Raw genomic sequence first — 20,032 nt, 5'->3', positions numbered from 1 at the left:
GCGTTGAAACTGCAGTGCGACAACAAAATATGTTGTGCAGAAATGAGACTACAAAGTCTGTTAGCGTGTTTTAATAACCAAACGGTTACTTTGCTTCACTTCTTCCATCACGACATAGGTACGAGTATCGTTAACACCTGGTAGACGCAGCAGAGTCTCACCCAAAAGTTTACGATATGCGGACATATCAGGCACACGCGTTTTCAACAGATAATCGAAATCACCAGAAACTAGATGACATTCTTGAATTTCTTCTAATTTTTGAACTGCGGTATTGAATTGTTCAAAAACATCTGGTGCGCCACGGTTTAATGTGATTTCAACGAAAACCAATAGTGAAGCATCTAAATAATGTGGGTTCAATAATGCAGTGTAACCCGAAATAAATCCTTGTCTTTCCAAACGACGAACACGCTCTAAACAAGGTGTTGGTGACAAACCTACACGTTTAGACAGTTCAACGTTAGAAATACGCCCATCTTTTTGTAATTCGTTAAGTATATTCCTATCAATGCGGTCAAGATCTTTGCCTGGACGCTTTTTGTTATCAATCATCTCTTTATCTCTCTTTCTCTAATTGTTATTTTCCACACCTATAAAACAGCACCATCTTCGCGCATACTTTAATTTATTATGTACTCGTGTTCCGGAGCAAATTTTACGCACAATAATTTATTTAAGTGTGAACAGAAAATCTGTTCACAAATAATCTGTTATTAAATTCTAAATTATGTAAAGTTAACTTTACTTCAAGTACAAAAAATAACCACTTGTATTACTCTACTAGATAATTAACTCTTACATAGATGTTTTCGCAAATGCACAGCCGATTGTCAAAGCAAATGAATAAAAATCAGTACAAGATTTCGATTTTTTTTCTATTTGGGCATCATACCAGCCAAAATCAAGATAATTCCTAAAAATTGAGAGGGTTATTATTCGTTAAACTACGTCTGCACTCTTTTTTTGTATTTAATTACTATTATCTATCGCAAAAATAGTTGAACTGCAATTTACTTAGCACTTAAATTGCTTTTTTTAACACAACAATTCTCCTACAATCCTTATATCGCTATTTTTAGATTAAAAATGAGGTATTCATGAGCACAGCCACACATCGCAAGTTAATCATTTTGGGTTCTGGTCCGGCTGGATATACTGCCGCAGTTTATGCCGCACGGGCAAATCTGAGTCCTGCGCTGATTACTGGGGTGGAAAAAGGTGGTCAGTTGACAACAACTACCGAAGTTGAAAACTGGCCTGGTGATCCTGAAGGCCTAACAGGTCCAAGTTTAATGGATCGCATGTATGAGCATGCAACCAAATTTCAAACAGAAATAATTTCAGATCATATAAACAAAGTCGATCTTCATTCACGTCCATTCCATTTATTTGGTGATGAAAATGAATATACCTGTGATGCACTGATTATTGCAACGGGTGCTTCTGCTCGCTATATCGGTTTGCCATCAGAAGAAGCATTCAAAGGACGTGGAGTTTCAGCTTGTGCAACCTGTGACGGTTTCTTCTACCGTAACCAAAAAGTTGTCGTTGTCGGTGGCGGGAATACAGCTGTTGAAGAAGCACTTTATCTTTCTAATATCGCATCAGAAGTCCATTTAGTTCACCGCCGTGACAGTTTTAGAGCGGAAAAAATTCTGATTAATCGCTTAATGGATAAAGCGCAAAACGGCAATATCATTCTGCATACAGATCGCACCTTAGATGAAGTTTTAGGTGATGAAATGGGGGTAACAGGTGTTCGTCTGCGTAATACCAAAACGGATGAAACTGAAGAATTAGCGGTTATGGGGGTATTTATTGCGATTGGACATAGCCCAAATACGGCTATTTTTGATGGTCAGCTTGAATTAGAAAATGGTTATATCAAAGTTCAGTCTGGCACCCATGGTAATGCAACACAAACATCTATTCCTGGTGTTTTTGCTGCGGGTGACGTTATGGATCACATTTATCGCCAAGCAATTACCTCAGCCGGAACGGGCTGTATGGCGGCGCTTGATGCAGAGCGTTATCTTGATGGCTTAGCCGATACAAAATAGTTATCTAAATAATAAAAAGGCGTCTCTAGTAGGCGCCTTTTTATTTATGTTATTAACAATTTACCTTTATAAAACAATTTACTAACAATAACAAAGTCTAATTTAATAACATACTTTTATTATGTAACATATCACGAAGAAACTGTTATGATAGCGACAAACTCCGTTAGATTTTAGTCAATGACTCATGTTTGCTAGCGGCACACTCTCAATATAAAAACGACACCTGCACACTAATCATTATGGATAAAACAAGACAGACTGAGTTGGTACGTTGGTTGAAGCAGCATAGTAAATCAGCAAAACGTTGGTTACGAATTTCTATGCTATTAGGCATTGTTAGTGGCCTGCTTATTATTGCTCAAGCATGGTATCTCGCGATGATACTGCAAGCCCTTATCATGGATCACATTCCGCGAGAAGAGCTGGTAACCTCATTCATCTTACTTCTTGTTGTCTTTGTTCTTCGCGCATTAGTCACCGTATTTCGAGAACGGGTTGGCTTTCATTGCGGGCAAATTGTTCGCCAAGAAATTCGTACCCAGGTTCTTGATAAATTGCAAGAGTTAGGCCCTGTTTGGGTAAAAGGAAAACCGGCTGGTAGCTGGGCGACTATTATCCTTGAACAAATTGAAGATATGCAGGATTACTATTCTCGCTATTTGCCGCAAATGTATCTAGCGGGCATCATTCCGATTATGATCCTGATTGCTATATTCCCTTTTAACTGGGCTGCTGCATTGATTCTTTTTGCTACAGCACCTTTAATTCCAATATTTATGGCACTTGTAGGTTTGGGTGCCGCAGATGCTAACCGCAGAAACTTTATTGCACTAGGCAGACTTAGTGGGAGTTTTCTCGATAGGTTACGCGGTTTAGATACTTTACGCCTATTTTTCCGTGAAAAAGCCGAAATTCACCAAATCAAAGAATCAACCGAAGATTTTCGCTCGAGAACTATGGAAGTCTTAAGAATGGCTTTCTTATCTTCTGGGGTTTTAGAATTTTTTGCATCAATATCAATTGCAATTGTCGCAGTTTATTTTGGCTTTTCTTATCTTGGTCAGCTTAATTTTGGCAGTTATGGGCTACCTGTGACTCTTTTCGCTGGGTTCTTAGCTTTAATTCTTTCGCCTGAGTTTTTCCAGCCACTACGCGACTTGGGAACTTATTATCACGCCAAAGCACAAGCCGTTGGTGCAGCAGAATCTTTAGTGACTTTATTAGAAAGTGACAGCCAATACGAAGCTAAAACAGGTGATAAAATATTGCCTGATGAATCAATCAGCATTCAAGCCGTGGGCTTAGAGGTTTTATCTCATGATGGACAACGTCTTGTCGGCCCTTTAGATTTTATCATAGAGCCTCAGCAACGAATTGCGCTTGTTGGGCAAAGTGGCGCAGGAAAAAGCTCTTTACTCAATTTACTACTTGGCTTTTTGCCTTATCGTGGCTCAATCAAAATAAATGGGGAAGAGCTAAGTGAGCTTTGCCCTGAAAAATGGCGTTTGCTCATTGGTTGGGTGGGACAAAATCCACATTTACCGGAGCAAACATTAGTCGAAAATATTTGCCTTGGTAAGCCAGATGCTTCAGAACAGGAAATACAACAAGCTATAGATGATGCTTATGTTTCCGAGTTTTTACCGATGCTACCTGATGGATTAAACACGCGCATTGGCGATTATGCGGCAAGGCTTTCTGTCGGCCAAGCGCAACGCGTTGCTGTCGCTCGTTTACTTTTGAAACCATCCAAGCTACTTCTGCTCGATGAACCAGCTGCAAGCCTTGATGCCCATAGCGAACAGCGAGTTATGCAAGCATTAGATAAATTAGCGCAACAACAAACAACTTTAATGGTCACTCACTTACTTGAAGAAACCGTTAATTATGACCAAATTTGGGTAATGGCAAATGGCCAAATTATTCAACATGGTGATTATGCGCAATTGAGCCAAGTCGAGGGACCTTTTGCCCGTTTATTAGCTCACCGAAGTGAGGAGCTTTAATCATGCGAATTTTACTGCCTTTCTTAGCCTTATATCGCCGCCACTGGTTTTTGATCTTATTAGGCATGATTTTATCAATTGTGACATTATTAGCGAGCATTGGGCTATTAACACTGTCAGGATGGTTCCTTGCGGGAACAGCCATTGCAGGTTTTGCGGGGCTGTATACTTTTAATTATATGTTGCCAGCCGCAGGTGTTCGCGGGGCCGCGATTTTCCGTACAGCAGGACGCTACGCTGAGCGCCTTGTCAGCCATGATGCCACTTTCCGTGTTCTTGCTCACCTTCGCGTATTTGCCTTTAGTAAAATCCTTCCTCTATCACCTGGGGGCATTAGTCGTTTCCGTCAAGCTGAGGTTCTCAATCGTCTAGTTGCAGATGTTGAAACTTTAGATCATCTCTATTTACGTGTTATTTCACCTATCTTCTCAGCATTTGTTGTGATCTTTGTACTGATTTTTGGTTTGAGTTTCCTTGACCCGCGCTTAGCTTGGACGCTAGGTTGCATCATGCTGTTTTTACTATTTGCATTACCATTTGTATTTTATCGTGCGGGAAAACCAATAGGTCGGCAATTAACTATTTTGCGTGCTCATTATCGTACTGTTTTAACATCTGCTATTCAGGGACAAGCTGAATTAACTATTTTTGGCGCTCTACCACGATTTCGCCAAACATTACAACATATTGAAAACCAATGGCAAAATAGTCAGCAACAACAAACAAACTTAACCGGTCTTTCCCAAGCACTCATTTTATTAGCTTCGGGTTTTACCGCCACATTGCTCCTGTGGATGGCGGCAGATCATGTCGGAGGTAATACCAATCCCGGTGCATTTATTGCTTTATTTGTATTTTGTGCATTAGCTGCATTTGAAAGCTTGGGGCCTGTTGCGGTCGCTTTTCAACATATGGGACAAGTGATTGCCTCAGCAGAGCGTGTTTCACAATTGATTGAAGCTAAACCTGAAATCATTTTCCCTAGCAAAAGCTCTCCAATGACAGATTTTAAAACATTATCAGTGGAAGATATTTCGTTTACTTATCCCGAGCAGCCCTTCCCTGTTTTAAAAAATGTTTCACTTGAATTGAAATCAGGCCAACATATTGCGTTATTAGGTAAAACAGGATGTGGAAAATCAACATTATTACAACTTCTCACCCGAGCTTGGGATGTCAATCATGGCGTGATCAAAATCAATGGTCAGGCAATTAGTGACTATGATGAGAAAACTCTTCGCAAAGTGATGTCAGTTGTTCCTCAACGCGTTCATGTATTTAGCGATACTTTGCGCAATAACCTATTGCTCGCAAATGATAAAGCGACAGATAAGCAATTATGTGAGATTTTAGAGCAAGTTGGGTTAGGTAACTTACTGGAAAATGAGCAAAAATTAAATGCTTGGGTTGGTGAAGGTGGTAGGCAGCTTTCCGGTGGTGAACAACGCCGCTTAGGAATCGCTCGCTCATTACTTCATGATGCGCCACTTATTTTGATGGACGAACCTACAGAAGGGTTAGATGCGCAAACTGAGCAGCAAATCTTAGCTTTACTAAAAGAAAAATGTGCAGATAAGGCACTGATAGTCATTACGCACCGGATGCAAGGTTTGGATCAAATGGATACAATTTGTGTGATGGATAATGGCCAAATTGTTGAACAAGGTTCACATCAAGCACTTTTAGCTTCTAAAGGGCGTTATTTCCAATTTAGTGAACGTCATTTACAGCAAGTATCTGAGATGAATCATGTATCATCTTGATGATGATGTGTATATATTCCCGCCCGTCACTGAGGCGATGCAAGAACCAAATGGATTACTGGCGATTGGTGGAGATCTAGCGCCAGAAAGGTTGAAGCTCGCCTATTATGAAGGTATCTTCCCGTGGTTTAACCCTGAAGATATGCCTTTGTGGTGGTCGCCAGATCCTAGAGCGGTTTTAATGTGTGGTGAATTGCATATTAGCCGCTCAATGAAAAAATTATTAAGAAAGAAAAAATACCAGATTACAATTAATCATGCTTTCAAAGATGTGATTGAAAATTGTGCAATTCGAGATGAAGGTACTTGGATATTACCTGAGGTACGCGAAGGATATCAGGCACTACATCAGCTTGGTAATGCACATTCTGTAGAAGCTTGGTATGGTAATGAACTGGTTGGCGGCCTATACGGAGTGAACGTAGGACACCTATTTTGTGGTGAATCTATGTTCAGTAAAATGAATGATGCATCTAAAGTTGCTTTTATTACATTCTATTTCCATTTTTTGCGCTATAATGGGCAGCTTTTTGATTGTCAGGTACTTAACCACCATACTGCATCATTAGGTGCAAAAGAAATCTCTCGACGAGATTTTCTGCATATTCTTTATCGGTGGCGTAATAAAGCGATTAATCCCGCCTGTTGGTTACCGCAATCGATTGAATTACCAACATTATTTAAATAATGAATATTGGTTTTAAGGAATTACCTGCTCCACGTAATTAAATAAAAAACGCTTTAAAATGCGACATTTCTTTACTTAGTGCGGGTTTTTGGGCATTATCTTGCCCGTTAAAAATCATGGTTATTAGACTTAGAGGATTAGATGGCCAAAGAAGACAATATTGAAATGCAGGGCACAGTACTGGATACCCTGCCAAACACAATGTTCCGTGTTGAACTAGAAAACGGTCACGTCGTGACTGCTCATATTTCTGGAAAAATGCGTAAAAACTATATCCGCATCCTAACAGGCGACAAAGTAACTGTAGAGTTAACTCCGTATGACCTGAGCAAAGGCCGTATCATTTTCCGTAGCCGTTGATTCTATCCCTTCAGGCAAGGTCTGATATTGCCACAGGTGGTGTGCATGCGCACCACACACCTGTGGTTTATTTATCAGAATACCGCATCCTCTGCTGAGGCCTTGTGTACGCTACTGAAGCTATATGTCAGTGTGTTACTTTTATCATCAAGCCCGATACTTACCGAGCCGCCGTTAGTTAACGAACCGAACAACAATTCATTTGCTAAAGGTTTTTTCAGGTTATCCTGAATAACACGCGCCATAGGTCGGGCTCCCATCGCTTTATCATAACCTTTTTCACACAACCAATGGCGTGCGGCTTGGCTGACTTCAAGCGATACACCTTTCTCATCTAATTGTGCTTGTAGTTCAACAATAAATTTATCGACCACTTGCGTAATAATTTCGATAGATAATGAATTGAACCAAATAATACCATCTAACCGGTTACGAAATTCTGGTGAGAAGGTTTTTTTGATTTCTGACATTGCATCGGTGCTATGGTCTTGATCAGCAAAGCCAATTGCACGGCGTTGTGTTTCTTGTACACCCGCATTAGTTGTCATCACAATAATGACATTACGAAAATCAGCCTTACGCCCATTATTATCAGTCAATGTGCCGTGATCCATTACTTGCAGTAAGATATTAAAGACATCAGGATGCGCTTTCTCAATCTCATCAAGAAGGACTACTGAATGAGGATGTTTAATGACTGCATCCGTCAGTAAGCCACCTTGTTCAAAGCCAACATACCCTGGAGGAGCACCAATCAAACGACTGACCGTGTGTCTTTCCATGTATTCAGACATATCAAAACGCAATAGTTTGATATCTAGCGCTTTAGCAAGTTGAACTGTAACTTCTGTTTTACCCACTCCCGTAGGACCGGCAAACAAGAATGAACCAACGGGTTTATGTTCTTGGGACAAACCTGCACGACTCATTTTAATCGCTTCAGTCAGTGCGCTGATTGCGGCATCTTGCCCAAATACTAACATTTTTAGACGTGAATCTAATGATTTGAGACGATCTTTATCGCTTGATGAAACCGTTTTTTCGGGAATGCGGGCAATACGCGCCACAATTGATTCAATTTCAGGCACACCAATGGTTTTCTTACGTTTACTTGGAGCAACTAAACGTGTTCTTGCACCCGCTTCATCAATAACATCAATCGCTTTATCTGGCAGATGTCTATCAGTAATATATTTAACCGATAAATCCACCGCAGCTTGAATGGCTTTTGCAGTATAGCGCACATCATGATGAGATTCGTATTTAGGTTTTAACCCTTGAATAATACGTACAGTTTCTTCAGCGGATGGCTCCACAATATCAATTTTTTGGAAACGTCGAGCAAGCGCCCTATCTTTTTCAAAGATATTGCTAAACTCTTGATAGGTTGTCGAACCAATAACCCGAATACGTCCGCTCGATAATAATGGTTTAATTAAGTTTGCCGCATCCACTTGCCCACCAGATGCAGCACCAGCGCCAATAATGGTGTGAATTTCGTCGATAAACAAAATATTTTTGTTATCTTTTTCCAGCATTTTTAATAAAGATTTAAAACGTTTTTCAAAATCACCACGATATTTAGTCCCCGCCAGCAAAGAACCAATATCCAGTGAATATATTACGCAACCTTTCATCACGTCAGGAATATCATTTTGCTCTATGCGCCAAGCTAAACCTTCTGCAATCGCAGTCTTACCTACACCTGACTCACCGACTAACAGCGGGTTATTTTTACGGCGGCGACATAAAACCTGAATTGCTCTTTCTAATTCAGCCTGACGCCCCACAAGCGGGTCAATCTTGCCCTGCTTAGCCAGTAGGTTAAGATTGGTTGTGAAGTTATCCATATGATCTTCAGAGATTGGTTGATCTTCATTATTACCACCAACACCTGAATTATTTTGTTCTGAAGAAGAGTCATCTTCACCCTTCACCATGCCGTGAGAGATAAAGTTAACAACATCTAAACGGTTAATATCATGTTTGCGTAATAAATAAGCGGCTTGCGACTCTTGTTCACTGAAAATAGCGACAAGGACATTTGCTCCGCTCACTTCACTACGGCCGGAAGATTGTACATGGAATACTGCGCGTTGCAGAACGCGTTGAAAACTGAGTGTAGGTTGTACCTCACGATTGTCGTTTTCAGGCAGTAATGGTGTTGTTTGTGCAATAAAATGCTCTAACTCTTGCCTTAACACGACAAGGTCAACTTTACAGGCTTCTAGAGCTTCACGTGCTGACGTATTACTTAATAGCGCCAATAACAGGTGCTCTACCGTCATAAATTCATGTCTATTATCTTTCGCTTTTGCAAATGCGACGTTTAGACTTAGCTCCAGTTCTTGATTGAGCATAAGCACCTCCCAAAATTGTATTAAGCTATACTCCAAAAGATTCTAGTTGCATGTTAGAGCTCAATTTAGCTAGAACGACTACCCTATTTAACTATGTTATCAAACAGTGCAATACACCGTCGCTTTAAGTACTTTGAGCGCTCACACTTTTTCTATTGTACAGAGCAAAGGATATTCATGCTCACGGGCATAAGTATTCACTTGCGCTGCTTTAGTTTCTGCAACTTCTGCGGTAAAAACACCACAAACGCCTTTTCCTTGGAAATGAACATCTAACATTATCTGTGTAGCGCGTTCTTCATCAAAAGAAAAGTATTTTTGTAATACTTCGACAACAAAATCCATCGGAGTGTAATCATCATTATTTAAAAGAACCTTATACATTGAAGGGGGCTGCAAAACTTGCTCCACTTCATCTTTAAAAATGACGTCTGTCTTAAATGTTCCAAAAAAATCGCTCATTACTTATGGTGCTCAAAGTTATCATTTAATTAAGCATTATCTTTGTTATCAATGAATTATATTCATAAGAATAACAGTGAAATATCATAGGGATCATTTGTTTTATCAATCACTGACCCGCTTTAACTACAGTGTAACATGCAATTAAAATTAACTCACTTAGCGAAATTTTCGTGATAGGCATCAAATTTTTTAAATATAGCCTTCCCAATTATCTTAAATTTTTACCACTGATTCATAAATCCTGAAACTCATCTCTTGACGTCCTAGTGCAATTCACTACAGTATGATTTACCAGCAGTCAATATGAGTGTTTATACTTAGTCAATGCATAATGGTTATGCATTAATGTTCAACAGCAACTTGTAAATACGAAGGACGATGTATGCAGACAGGTACAGTTAAATGGTTTAGTAATGCCAAAGGTTTTGGTTTCATTTGCCCAGACAGTGGGGGCGAAGATATTTTTGCCCATTATACCTGTATACAAATGGAAGGTTACAGGACACTCAGGTCTGGGCAAAAAGTGAATTTTAGTACTGCAATTGGTCCAAAAGGGAACCACGCCAATGCCATTATTCCAATAGCAGATGAGTTGGTCAAGCATGATACCAATCTCAATGTGGAAACGGCTTCTCTAAAATAATTGATTGTAGTCTAATGCAGTTAGTCACAAAAGTATTTGATCATGATTTAAATGGTCTGTATTAACTTTTGCTCACTAACTGCTTTTATTATTTGATGATTTATTGGATAGCTTACAGTTCTAAGCTTGGATATGTGACATATCGCCATACAGTGATTTTAATAAAGCAAATTGTTCCACGTCGTAAAATTGACAATTACCACGTCCAAATGCCTTAGCCACCTCAACCATAAATTTCACAGAAACTGCAATATCGATTTCATGGCTTGCGCCTGTAGAACAACCTGGCACAACAGATTGTGTACAAATTGCAACACCAACAACCGGCGCTGAAGTGGAAACAGCAGGCTGCATAATGCTATTAATGTGATGTAACCCATTACCGTAAGGTGTTATATCCTGAATTGATAATGGAAAAGTCACTGGGTTTTGCCCACTGCTCCATTCCATCAACTGCAATAAGTCTTCTGAAACGGGCAGAATATAGCCTTCTTTCACTGTAGGAGATAACGCATAACCTTTATGGTTGATCAATCGATTACCTTTTGTCGTATCAACGGACAAAATGGCATCTGCCTCAGGGATCGCTTCATGCTTATTCATTGTCTCATCTTTTAGCGGTGAATCCATAAAATCCACAGGGCTATGAGGACGAATGGGGGCATTAGGACAGATATGCGTGGTAATAATCACATCACCTTGTAAGCTATCACCCTTTTCTTTCATCTGAGCAAGTCTCAGCGCAGTTGCAATTGCGGCGATTGCGCCATCAGCATCAGAAACTAAACCAATGCGAGATGGCCTAGCACCTATCCCACCTAAACGGCCAATAATACCGAGTGTAGGTGAGTTCTGACCTAAAGCTTTTCCAGAAGTGCCAGGGATCATAATACGGATAAAATCACTCTGGCCTTTCTCATCTATTACTGTTTTTGATGTTGCTTCAATTCCGACAAAAGTCTTAAATAACTCAACAACATCATTCCCATTTACAAAAGCGCTATCAAGTAATTCATATGCGCATAAGGTCTGTTGTAGACTCATAACGTTCCTTTTATATCTACCATAAGATCAATTACTGCAAACAACACAGCAATTGAAATTGGATAGATATTTTTATTTTACAGGGTCTTATGCCCTTATTTCCCGGTGAAGGCGTATTCACGCACTATAAACTTAAAAATCTTTTAACTTATTGTTTTATATATTTATATAACTAAAATTTATGCAAATATAATCTTAGTGTTTATTTTATGATTCAGAACTGCGTTTTACCCAATAAGGATCGCCCGCCATACAGCCAAGATAAGACGCCTTATGTGATATTTTGGTTGATAATTGCTCTAATAATTCAGGTGTCATCTGCGATGCAGGTAAACTCACACAAAGTGCATACAACATTTCTTGTGCTGGGTCATAGACTGTACTGGATACAGAGGCCACACCCGGAACGGATTCACTCACTGAACAAGCCCAACCACGTTCTGCAATTAAATTAAGGTCTTGGCGTAATGCCTCTTGTTTATCTTCAGGTTCTTGAGAAATAACCTCTTCTCTCTCCCCCTGAGAATAACGCGATAACAACGCCCTACCTGTTGATGTTCTGGCTAAAGGTAATTTAGTCCCCGGTTGCGTAATAACCTGAAGCATATTATTACCAATACGCGCATGTACTACCCGCACTTTATCTTTATCACGAACAGAAACATAAGTCGTAAAACCACTCTCTTTCGTGATTTCATCCAAAGATTCAAGCAGCATATCAATAAGAGGATTCATTCCTCTTGCACGATGAGCCAATTCCATAATAATCAAACCCGGTCGGTAGATTGGCGCATCATTTTTCTTTTCAAGTAAGCCATATTCAGTCATCTGTTTTAATAAACGTGATGCTGTACTTTTTGGCATACCTAACTCATTAACTAATGTTGTGACTGTTAATTCATTTCCAGAACGAAGAAATAACCGATAAACATCAACAACACTTGAGAGAATACTCATAGCTCACCTGTATGCTGAGAATGTTGTACTAACCGCGCGTAACTCTGCGGTTTTCTATCTCTTAAATAAGGAATGTTCAAACGCGTGTGTGCTTGAACAGTGAAATTAACCTCACAGATTAATAGCTCTTCCCCCTCACAAGTTGCTTCTTTAAGCACTTGTCCACGAGGACCGAGTAACTTACTGCAGCCGAATAAGTGTAAATCACCTTCATCACCCCAACGGTTTACAGCAAGTAAGTGGCTTCCATTCTCTAATGCACGACATGCCGTATTTATATCCCACATATCTCTATCTTGAACACACCAAGCAGACGGTGCCAGTAATAGTTCAGCACCTTGTAAGGTCAGAATACGGGCAACTTCAGGAAAACCCATGTCATAGCAAATCATTACACCAATTTTACCAATCGGTGTATCAAAAACGGGATAGCTATCACCACCACTAAACCACTGTTTCTCAATACCAAATGCATGAACTTTGCGAAAAACACCACTAATTCCATCACACCCAGGATTCCAAACGCCCACAGAATTAAATATTTCGCCTAAATAGCGGCCTCGTTCGGCAAATCCACTTACAATGGTGATATCTAAACTTGTCGCCAATGAGCTAAATAGTTGATAAGTTTCACTATCTTCACTGTCGCTCAGATCCCACAATTTTGAAGATAATAAATCGCCACGATATCCTGTTGTTGCCAATTCAGGAAAACAAATTAGCCGCGCACCGAGATGCGCAGCCTGATGGCAAAAATCAGCCATTCTCTGTAAATTATGTTGTTTATCACCAAGTCGCGAATTAAATTGTGCAAGGGCAACTTTAACAATGTTCTGATCCATTGCTCCCACCTCAATCTGTATCTAGGTTTTTAACTTTACGAAAATGAACTGTTTTCACACCATTGAGTCGACCTTGCCAACGCATAGCTACCCAATAGATTATTGCGCTGACTAATAATGAGTTAAGTGCAGGAACACCAAAATCAGCATGGAGAGGACCAAGAGCAGAGCTTAACCAGCCAACAATAACAGCAATCGCCCACACAATTAATGTGATTGGATTAAATGCTTCACATGTTGATGGAATTTCACCTTTATCTCTTGTGATGTCTAACTCTTGGCGATCTCTTTTTAACAAGTAGTAATCCACCACCATAATGCCTGCAACAGGTGGAATAGCGATGCCTAAATAGATTAAAAAGCCGATAAAGTTATCTAAAATACCCAACATTGACGCGATCGTACCGAAAATACCAATTATCCAAGTAAGATAACGACGATCAAAACGTTTATTGAATATGGCGTTAAGCAGTGTTGAGAAACCTAATGACGATGAATATAGATTGATATCATTCATTTTGATTGTTGAGAAAATAACAATCGAAGCACCAATTAATCCCGTTAAGGTCATCATTAAGTCAAATACTTGGGCGGTATGCAATGCAAGAGCCATTAACACAGCAATCATATTGACTAATAGTTCGCCMAAAAAAGTCCCGATAAAAGTCATCCAGAAAACCTCTTTTGGGCTTTTCATAAAACGGCTAATATCGGGCGTTGTAACAGCGGAAATTATAAACCCACCAGCCACCATTGTTATTGCAGCTGGCATACTCATAATAGGCCCTGAAGGTGCGGTATCACTAATTAAAGCCCCAATATCTTGCCCTGAAAGCAAATTATAAGTAGCCCAAACTAGCGCGAATATAAATAGCGGTGTCGATATATTGGCGGTAATAGATAAAAATCGATATCCATATACCGTAATAATCGTTACTGCAATACCTGTAATTAGCGACCAAGTCCCTGGTGTTAGCACATTCGTCGCTTTATACATTCCATCCGCAAAGAAACCGTTTTGTACACCGAACCAACCCATTAGTGAAATTGCAATTGCGCCACCAATTAATGCTGATCCTAATTTACCAAACCCAGACCACCTCGAAAGTAGACTGATTGACATTCCTTCACGGCACGCAGCCGCACCTAAAGCCCAACTAACAACTTGTAAAATAACTGAACCTAACATCGTGGCCCAAAACGCTTGCCAAAAAGTAAGTCCATAACCGAGGGCTGCACCTAACATTACTTGCGAAACACAAGCCAGCGAGCCAATTCGGATAACTAATACTTCATAAAACGGTCGGCGAGCACTTAACGGCACCCGAGCCAGAGAATAATCTTCACCTGTTTTATTCGCCATATTCTTTATATTCCTGCTGTGTGGAGTCTTTGCTGTAGTTTATATTGGCTTTAATTATTTTGGAAGTTCCATTTTACGGAACCAGGTTTCATTTATTCTTCGAGGTAGATAATATCCATGATCGATACCAAATCGCAAGCAAAATTTATCTTTTAGTACATTTTTTTTATAGGTAAATTAACTAATATTAAGAAATGAATGTAGTAAGAACGGAAATCCATATAAAAATAAAGGAGTTAAAACTCCCCTGCAATGATAAGAGGAGCTTTACTAAATTGAAAAAAATTGTAACTATTCGCGGGCTAATGCATCAATTGGATTTAGCTTTGCCGCATTTCGAGCGGGTAAAAACCCAAAAACAATACCGATCATGGTTGAACAAATAAATGCGCTGATGAATGCGATTGGCTTAAATACAAAATCCCAACCCGGTAATGCCATTTGAGCAATCAGACTAATGCTATAAGACAGACCTATTCCCATTAGCCCACCAATTAGGCAAACAAGAACAGCCTCAATTAAAAACTGCTGCATAACATCACTGGCCCTTGCACCAACAGCCATACGAATGCCTATTTCTCGCGTCCTTTCTGTCACAGACACTAGCATAATGTTCATAACACCAATTCCCCCAACAACTAAGGAAATAACCGCCACCAGCGTTAAAAACAGCTGCATTGTTTGAGAGGTTTTTTCAACAGTCTTCACTAAGGTATCAACGTTAAAGGTAAAAATATCTTTTTTACCATGACGTAAAGTGAGTAAACGAACAATTTGCTGTTCCGCAGCTTTAGCATCAAATCCATCTTTCACTCTCACCACAATACTGTCTAAATACGGGCGATTAAGTATCCGACTATTTACCGTTGTTGCGGGTAACCAAACTGACAACTGATTATTTGAGCCGAAAACAGATTTTCTTTCAGCTATTACGCCAATAATTGTTGCTGGCATATTGCCGACTAAAATAGTTTCACCAACAACTTGTTTCTTATTAGGGAAAAACGTCGTTTAGTATTGGCATCAATAACCACCACTTGTGCACCCCGTTTTATCATATCAGGGGTAAATGACATGCCTTCTGAAAACGTATTAGCATAGACTTGAAAATAGGTCGCGCCAACGCCCATGAGTTGAGCAGCAGCATCTACACTGCCTTTACGCAGCCGGATGGATTTATACGTTTCTTCAGATGCAGATTGAACATAAGGCTGCTGATTGATTGCCTCAACATCCGTAAATTTTAAGGATTGCCGGCTCTGTGCATCATCACTCCCAAAATCTTCCCCGGGATAAACGGATATGGTATTTGTCCCAATAGATTTTATATTATTCAGCACCATTCCCTGTGCTGCATCACCAATGACCATAATGGAAACAACCGAAGCAATCCCAATAATAATACCCAGCATTGTCAATAATGTGCGCATTTTATTAACAACCATAGCTCGCCAAGCCATTAATAATGCTTCACTAAATCGACCATAGATTTGAGCAATACTCAGTTTTCTTGCAACATTATTTTGTACAGGTAATGCCTTAGGTGGAGTAATATTTCCCGAATCATTAATAATCTCTCCATCTTTAATTTCAATAATTCGTTCTGCTTGCTGCGCCACCTTTGGATCATGCGTGACAATAATTACCGTATGCCCTTGCGCACAGAGGTCTTTTAAGATTTTCATGACCTCCTCACCAGAATGGCTGTCAAGCGCTCCGGTAGGTTCATCCGCTAAGATCACCTGCCCACCATTCATTAAAGCACGCGCAATACTCACTCTTTGTTGCTGACCACCCGATAATTGGCTAGGCCGATAATCAACACGCTCTTTAAGTCCCAAACGAGTTAGCAACGCTATAGCTCTGTCATGACGCGCTGCTTTTCTTGCACCTGCATATATTGCAGGAATTTCTACATTTTGTTCAGCCGTTAGATGGCTTAATAAATGATAACGTTGGAAAATAAAGCCAAAATGTTCACGTCGTAATTCAGCTAACTGATCACTATCTAATTGTGAAATATTTTGTTGAGCAACAAAGTATTCACCTGAACTCGGCTTATCTAAACAACCAATGATGTTCATTAAGGTCGATTTGCCGGAACCTGAAGCACCAATAATGGCAACCATTTCACCAGCATGAATACTAAGTGACACATTTTTTAATACTGTGATTTCATTTTCACCAGCAGGGTAACGTCGAGTAATATCTTTAAGCTCTAGTAATGCTGGCATATTAGCTCTCCAATTGACTACTACGGCCAGTCACTACCAAATCACCTTCTTTAAGCCCATCAATGATTTCAATGGAGATATCATTTCTGCTACCTACTTTCACCTGACGCTTCTCAATATTTTCACCATTTAGCACTTCAACTTCATAGATTTGCGGTGAAACTTCATCCCCAAGACTTGATAAAGGCAACATCAATACATCTTTGTGGGATTCCAATTCAATTTTAATCTGCGCCGTCATTTGCAATTTTAAAATATGTTGAGGATTTGGTACTTCAAAGCGCGCATAGTAAAAAATGGCGTCATTAATTTTTTCAGGCGTAGGCAAAATATCTTTTAATTCACCCGAAAATACTTTATCAGGAGCACCTAAAACCGTAAAAGATGCCGCTTGGCCTGGTTTTAGATAAATCACATCAGCTTCCGAAACTTCAGCTTTCACCAGCATGGTATTAAGATCTGCCAATGTCAAAATGGTTGGCGCTTCTTGCGCTGCAATCACCGTTTGCCCTTGTAAAGTTTTAATGAATGTCACGATACCATCCATTGGCGCAGTAATATTGGTATATTGCAGATTAGTTCTCGCTGAATCTAACCGCGCTTGGTTGCGTTTAATTTGTGCTTGATAAGTGGCCACTTGCGCTTTTTTTACCTGCACATCTGTTTGTGCCTTGTCTAATTCCTGCTTAGATACGGCCTGTAATTTTGATAAACTTAATTGGCGCTGATAAGTCATTTCAGCAAGCTTTAGCTCCGCTTTTACTAAAGCCAAATTCGCTTCTAATTCGTGTGTTGTTTCTTGTGATTCAGTCACATCATTTTGTGCTTTTTGTGGATCAATAACGGCTAATAAATCTCCTTTATTAACTTTATCACCTTCTTTGACATATAACGTTTGCAGTTGCCCACTTACCTGCGCACCAACATCAACCTTACGCACCGCATCAAGTTGTCCTGTTGCTTGCACTTGTTTATTCAAATCTCCTCGAGTCACTGCAACTGTTTGATAGACTTCTTTTTTATCTTCAGAGAATAGGAGAAAAGCGGCTACAGCAACAATAAAAATAACTAGCAATGCGACTAGCCATTTTTTCCATTTTTTCACTTTCATTAATGCGGGTACCTATGATAAAAAAAGGGCTAAGCCCTTTGAACATACTGATAATACAAAGAATATGACTATCCTTTATTTGGCTAGCTGATCGAACCAATATAAAAATTTGTATTAATTCGATCAGAGTGAAGCAGTCTAAACCTATGACAAATTTTTTACCTACCTTTTTCCCTTACATTTAGGTTTAATTTAATAAGCCTTGCCTCGAGCTAACCACGCCACTCTTGAGAACATATTCTTGAGCTCTGAGGGAATAGAGTCTGGGCCTAATTCTGCAGCACGGTTTACAATTGCAATTGCCATATCCGGTTTTGATGTTTTTGATATTGCTTTAATAATAATTCTACGGGTAGAAACTTTTGCATTATCAGGGATGCCGGATATTTCATGAAATAGCCGCCCGAAACCTTCTCGATATAAAAAGTGTTCAATATCAAGAGCGGGTAATTTGGTTAATCTATCTCTCGGGCTATCATTCGCTTTTTCAGCATAATGCAGTGCTGTAGCTGCATATTTTTTACCCGCCTCATCACCATCAACCAATGTGTGCCACTCTATTCCCATTTGGTGGGCAAATTTTAAAAGGGGCTTGAGGCCACTTTGTGCAAATTCAATCACTTTGATCCCTTCGGTTTCAAAGAAATAGTTGCACTGACGAGCTAGCTCATTCATTAACCAAATTTCAGTTTCGCCTTCAACTAATAACCAACATCTTGCAAATAAAGCAGATGGGCGGTTGAAGCGGATATGAAAAGAGATTTTGCGAATTTCTTCTGGAGATAAATCATTTTTCCCTAAACGGTAAGCAGAAACTTTACCCGTATCGCGCACTAAGCGGCAAAGATTTTCAATTGGGACTTGAGATAACAGCTCACCTGAATTTGTCGTTGTAATACGTTGCAAGGAAAATAAATTTAATAACCCCCAAGCAATAGATAACATAATAGGATGTAAGCGCGTTTCAGGATCTTCAATAATTAAAATTGGGCGAGCATACTTATCTAATTGTATATTACCTTTTGCTTGCAAAATTGAAGCAAACATCCCTAGGATAATTAGGCGAATATTGCGTTGATTTGGTTTAGCAATAATACGGCTGATATTGTCTAATGCATGCCAACCTCTTTTTCGAGGCTCTAAATTGATAATCTTACTATTACTAAACATGTAATTGCTTTGCCCTGCGAAATAGTGGCTCAACAGTTGCTGCATGGCATCTACACCTTCCATCAACTCTTCATCACTTAAACGCTCAGGGTTATTCACTAAAGCACGCGTTAGTTCTTCCATTCTGGTATTAAATACATCACGAGCTTCTTTATCGCCGACCACAATAGTTTCAGAGCTTATATTATTTAAAAAACGCGCATCTCGTAATCGAATGACAGGATAAAGCCGGATAATTTCTTTTATATATTTACTGACATTATCCAAAGAGAGTTTATTACCGCCACCATCAAGAAAACTTCTATCAACACTGATACTGCCATCATCTTTTAAGACAGCACTCACGCGATAATAGATATGTTTTAGGTTGTCGTTATTATCAACCCATACTGACATTAAATTTTTAAAACGAAAGGAGCGGTGACGCCCTTCATGACCTTCGCGAAATTTTAGGACAATCTGTAAAGAACGAAACCTTGTCTCATCTTCTCCAGCTGGATGATGGAAATCATGTTGCGTAAATTGATAATTTTCTTGTTCTGGAGAAAGTAAAATAGTTAATGCATCTAAAAGGCTTGATTTTCCCCAAGAGTTCTCACCAATCAAAACAGTATTCTTGTTCAGAGCAAGTGATAGCCGGTTAATCCCTCTAAAACCGTATATTTCCACACGTTCCAGATACATACTACCCTCTTCTTGCTGATAAATTATAAATAGAGTCTACCTAAATAACAGACTCTATGACTATTGTCGCTAACTATTTTTAACGCCAAATTGGCTAATTTTCTTTGTTAATTGAGCTTTTTGTTATTAAGTACTCATTAACGACGTATCGCTAATTAAAGCAATTAAACCATCTAGCAATAAATCAAACTGTGTTGAGCATCTATTTATAGTGTTATAAAATAGTTAAACTTTATTTTTTAGCCTTTTTATCCTATTTTTAATCAAGTATTGGAG

15 protein-coding genes and 1 pseudogene are annotated in these 20,032 nt (G+C 39.4%); 6 read left to right on the top strand and 10 right to left on the bottom strand.

What is annotated here, in order from left to right; translation table 11 throughout:
* Window positions 1-60: 60 nt before the first annotated feature.
* A complete protein-coding gene (gene lrp / locus OO7_RS06665; protein ID WP_004918089.1) occupies window positions 61-555 on the bottom strand; it encodes a leucine-responsive transcriptional regulator Lrp in 495 nt (164 codons plus the stop codon).
* 545 nt (window positions 556-1,100) lie between these two features.
* Here lrp and trxB point away from each other — a divergent pair.
* The 5 genes from trxB to infA all read left to right on the top strand — a co-directional run bounded on the left by trxB (window position 1,101) and on the right by infA (window position 6,883).
* A complete protein-coding gene (trxB, locus tag OO7_RS06660; protein WP_008915191.1) occupies window positions 1,101-2,063 on the top strand; it encodes a thioredoxin-disulfide reductase in 963 nt (320 codons plus the stop codon).
* A gap of 242 nt (window positions 2,064-2,305) precedes the next feature.
* On the top strand, window positions 2,306-4,072 hold the full coding sequence (gene cydD / locus OO7_RS06655; RefSeq protein WP_008915190.1) for a heme ABC transporter permease/ATP-binding protein CydD: 1,767 nt from the start codon (window positions 2,306-2,308) through the stop codon (window positions 4,070-4,072).
* Between the two features lie 2 nt (window positions 4,073-4,074).
* A complete protein-coding gene (gene cydC / locus OO7_RS06650; protein WP_008915189.1) occupies window positions 4,075-5,835 on the top strand; it encodes a heme ABC transporter ATP-binding protein/permease CydC in 1,761 nt (586 codons plus the stop codon).
* Window positions 5,822-6,523, top strand: coding sequence for a leucyl/phenylalanyl-tRNA--protein transferase (gene aat, locus OO7_RS06645; RefSeq protein ID WP_008915188.1), 702 nt, complete (start codon window positions 5,822-5,824; stop codon window positions 6,521-6,523). The genes cydC and aat overlap by 14 nt, the downstream gene beginning before the upstream one ends.
* A 141-nt stretch (window positions 6,524-6,664) precedes the next feature.
* Entirely contained in the window at window positions 6,665-6,883 is a 219-nt protein-coding gene (gene infA, locus OO7_RS06640; RefSeq protein ID WP_004244560.1) for a translation initiation factor IF-1, read from the top strand.
* A 74-nt stretch (window positions 6,884-6,957) separates the two neighbouring features.
* Here infA and clpA read toward each other — a convergent pair whose 3' ends face one another.
* Window positions 6,958-9,243, bottom strand: a complete 2,286-nt coding sequence (gene clpA / locus OO7_RS06635) for an ATP-dependent Clp protease ATP-binding subunit ClpA (RefSeq protein WP_008915187.1) — start codon at window positions 9,241-9,243, stop codon at window positions 6,958-6,960.
* Window positions 9,244-9,384: 141 nt separating this feature from the next.
* Complete coding sequence (gene clpS, locus OO7_RS06630) at window positions 9,385-9,705, bottom strand: ATP-dependent Clp protease adapter ClpS (protein WP_008915186.1); 321 nt, start codon at window positions 9,703-9,705, stop codon at window positions 9,385-9,387.
* Window positions 9,706-10,090: 385 nt separating this feature from the next.
* On the opposite strand from clpS, the gene OO7_RS06625 reads away from it, so the two are divergent.
* Complete coding sequence (locus OO7_RS06625) at window positions 10,091-10,351, top strand: cold shock domain-containing protein (protein ID WP_008915185.1); 261 nt, start codon at window positions 10,091-10,093, stop codon at window positions 10,349-10,351.
* Window positions 10,352-10,471: 120 nt separating this feature from the next.
* Here the strand turns inward: OO7_RS06625 and OO7_RS06620 are convergent, their stop codons facing one another.
* The 7 genes and pseudogenes from OO7_RS06620 to OO7_RS06590 all read right to left on the bottom strand — a co-directional run bounded on the left by OO7_RS06620 (window position 10,472) and on the right by OO7_RS06590 (window position 19,756).
* Window positions 10,472-11,395, bottom strand: a complete 924-nt coding sequence (locus OO7_RS06620; protein ID WP_008915184.1) for a DUF1177 domain-containing protein — start codon at window positions 11,393-11,395, stop codon at window positions 10,472-10,474.
* Window positions 11,396-11,602: 207 nt separating this feature from the next.
* Window positions 11,603-12,352: an IclR family transcriptional regulator gene (locus OO7_RS06615; protein ID WP_008915183.1), complete on the bottom strand. Its 750-nt coding sequence runs from the start codon at window positions 12,350-12,352 to the stop codon at window positions 11,603-11,605.
* Entirely contained in the window at window positions 12,349-13,194 is an 846-nt protein-coding gene (locus OO7_RS06610; RefSeq protein WP_008915182.1) for a nitrilase-related carbon-nitrogen hydrolase, read from the bottom strand. The genes OO7_RS06615 and OO7_RS06610 overlap by 4 nt, the downstream gene beginning before the upstream one ends.
* 10 nt (window positions 13,195-13,204) lie before the next feature.
* On the bottom strand, window positions 13,205-14,557 hold the full coding sequence (locus OO7_RS06605) for a purine-cytosine permease family protein (RefSeq protein ID WP_008915181.1): 1,353 nt from the start codon (window positions 14,555-14,557) through the stop codon (window positions 13,205-13,207).
* Window positions 14,558-14,848: 291 nt separating this feature from the next.
* A pseudogene (gene macB / locus OO7_RS06600) lies at window positions 14,849-16,791 on the bottom strand (macrolide ABC transporter ATP-binding protein/permease MacB).
* 1 nt (window position 16,792) lies between these two features.
* Entirely contained in the window at window positions 16,793-17,902 is a 1,110-nt protein-coding gene (macA, locus tag OO7_RS06595) for a macrolide transporter subunit MacA (protein ID WP_008915180.1), read from the bottom strand.
* A 192-nt stretch (window positions 17,903-18,094) separates the two neighbouring features.
* Window positions 18,095-19,756, bottom strand: coding sequence for a DUF2813 domain-containing protein (locus OO7_RS06590; RefSeq protein WP_008915179.1), 1,662 nt, complete (start codon window positions 19,754-19,756; stop codon window positions 18,095-18,097).
* Window positions 19,757-20,032: the final 276 nt, after the last annotated feature.

Origin of the sequence: Providencia sneebia DSM 19967, from assembly GCF_000314895.2 — a bacterium.
Taxonomy (GTDB): domain Bacteria; phylum Pseudomonadota; class Gammaproteobacteria; order Enterobacterales; family Enterobacteriaceae; genus Providencia; species Providencia sneebia.
The sequence above is the reverse complement of the archived record's forward strand: the minus strand, read 5'-3'. Positions and strand labels throughout refer to the sequence as shown.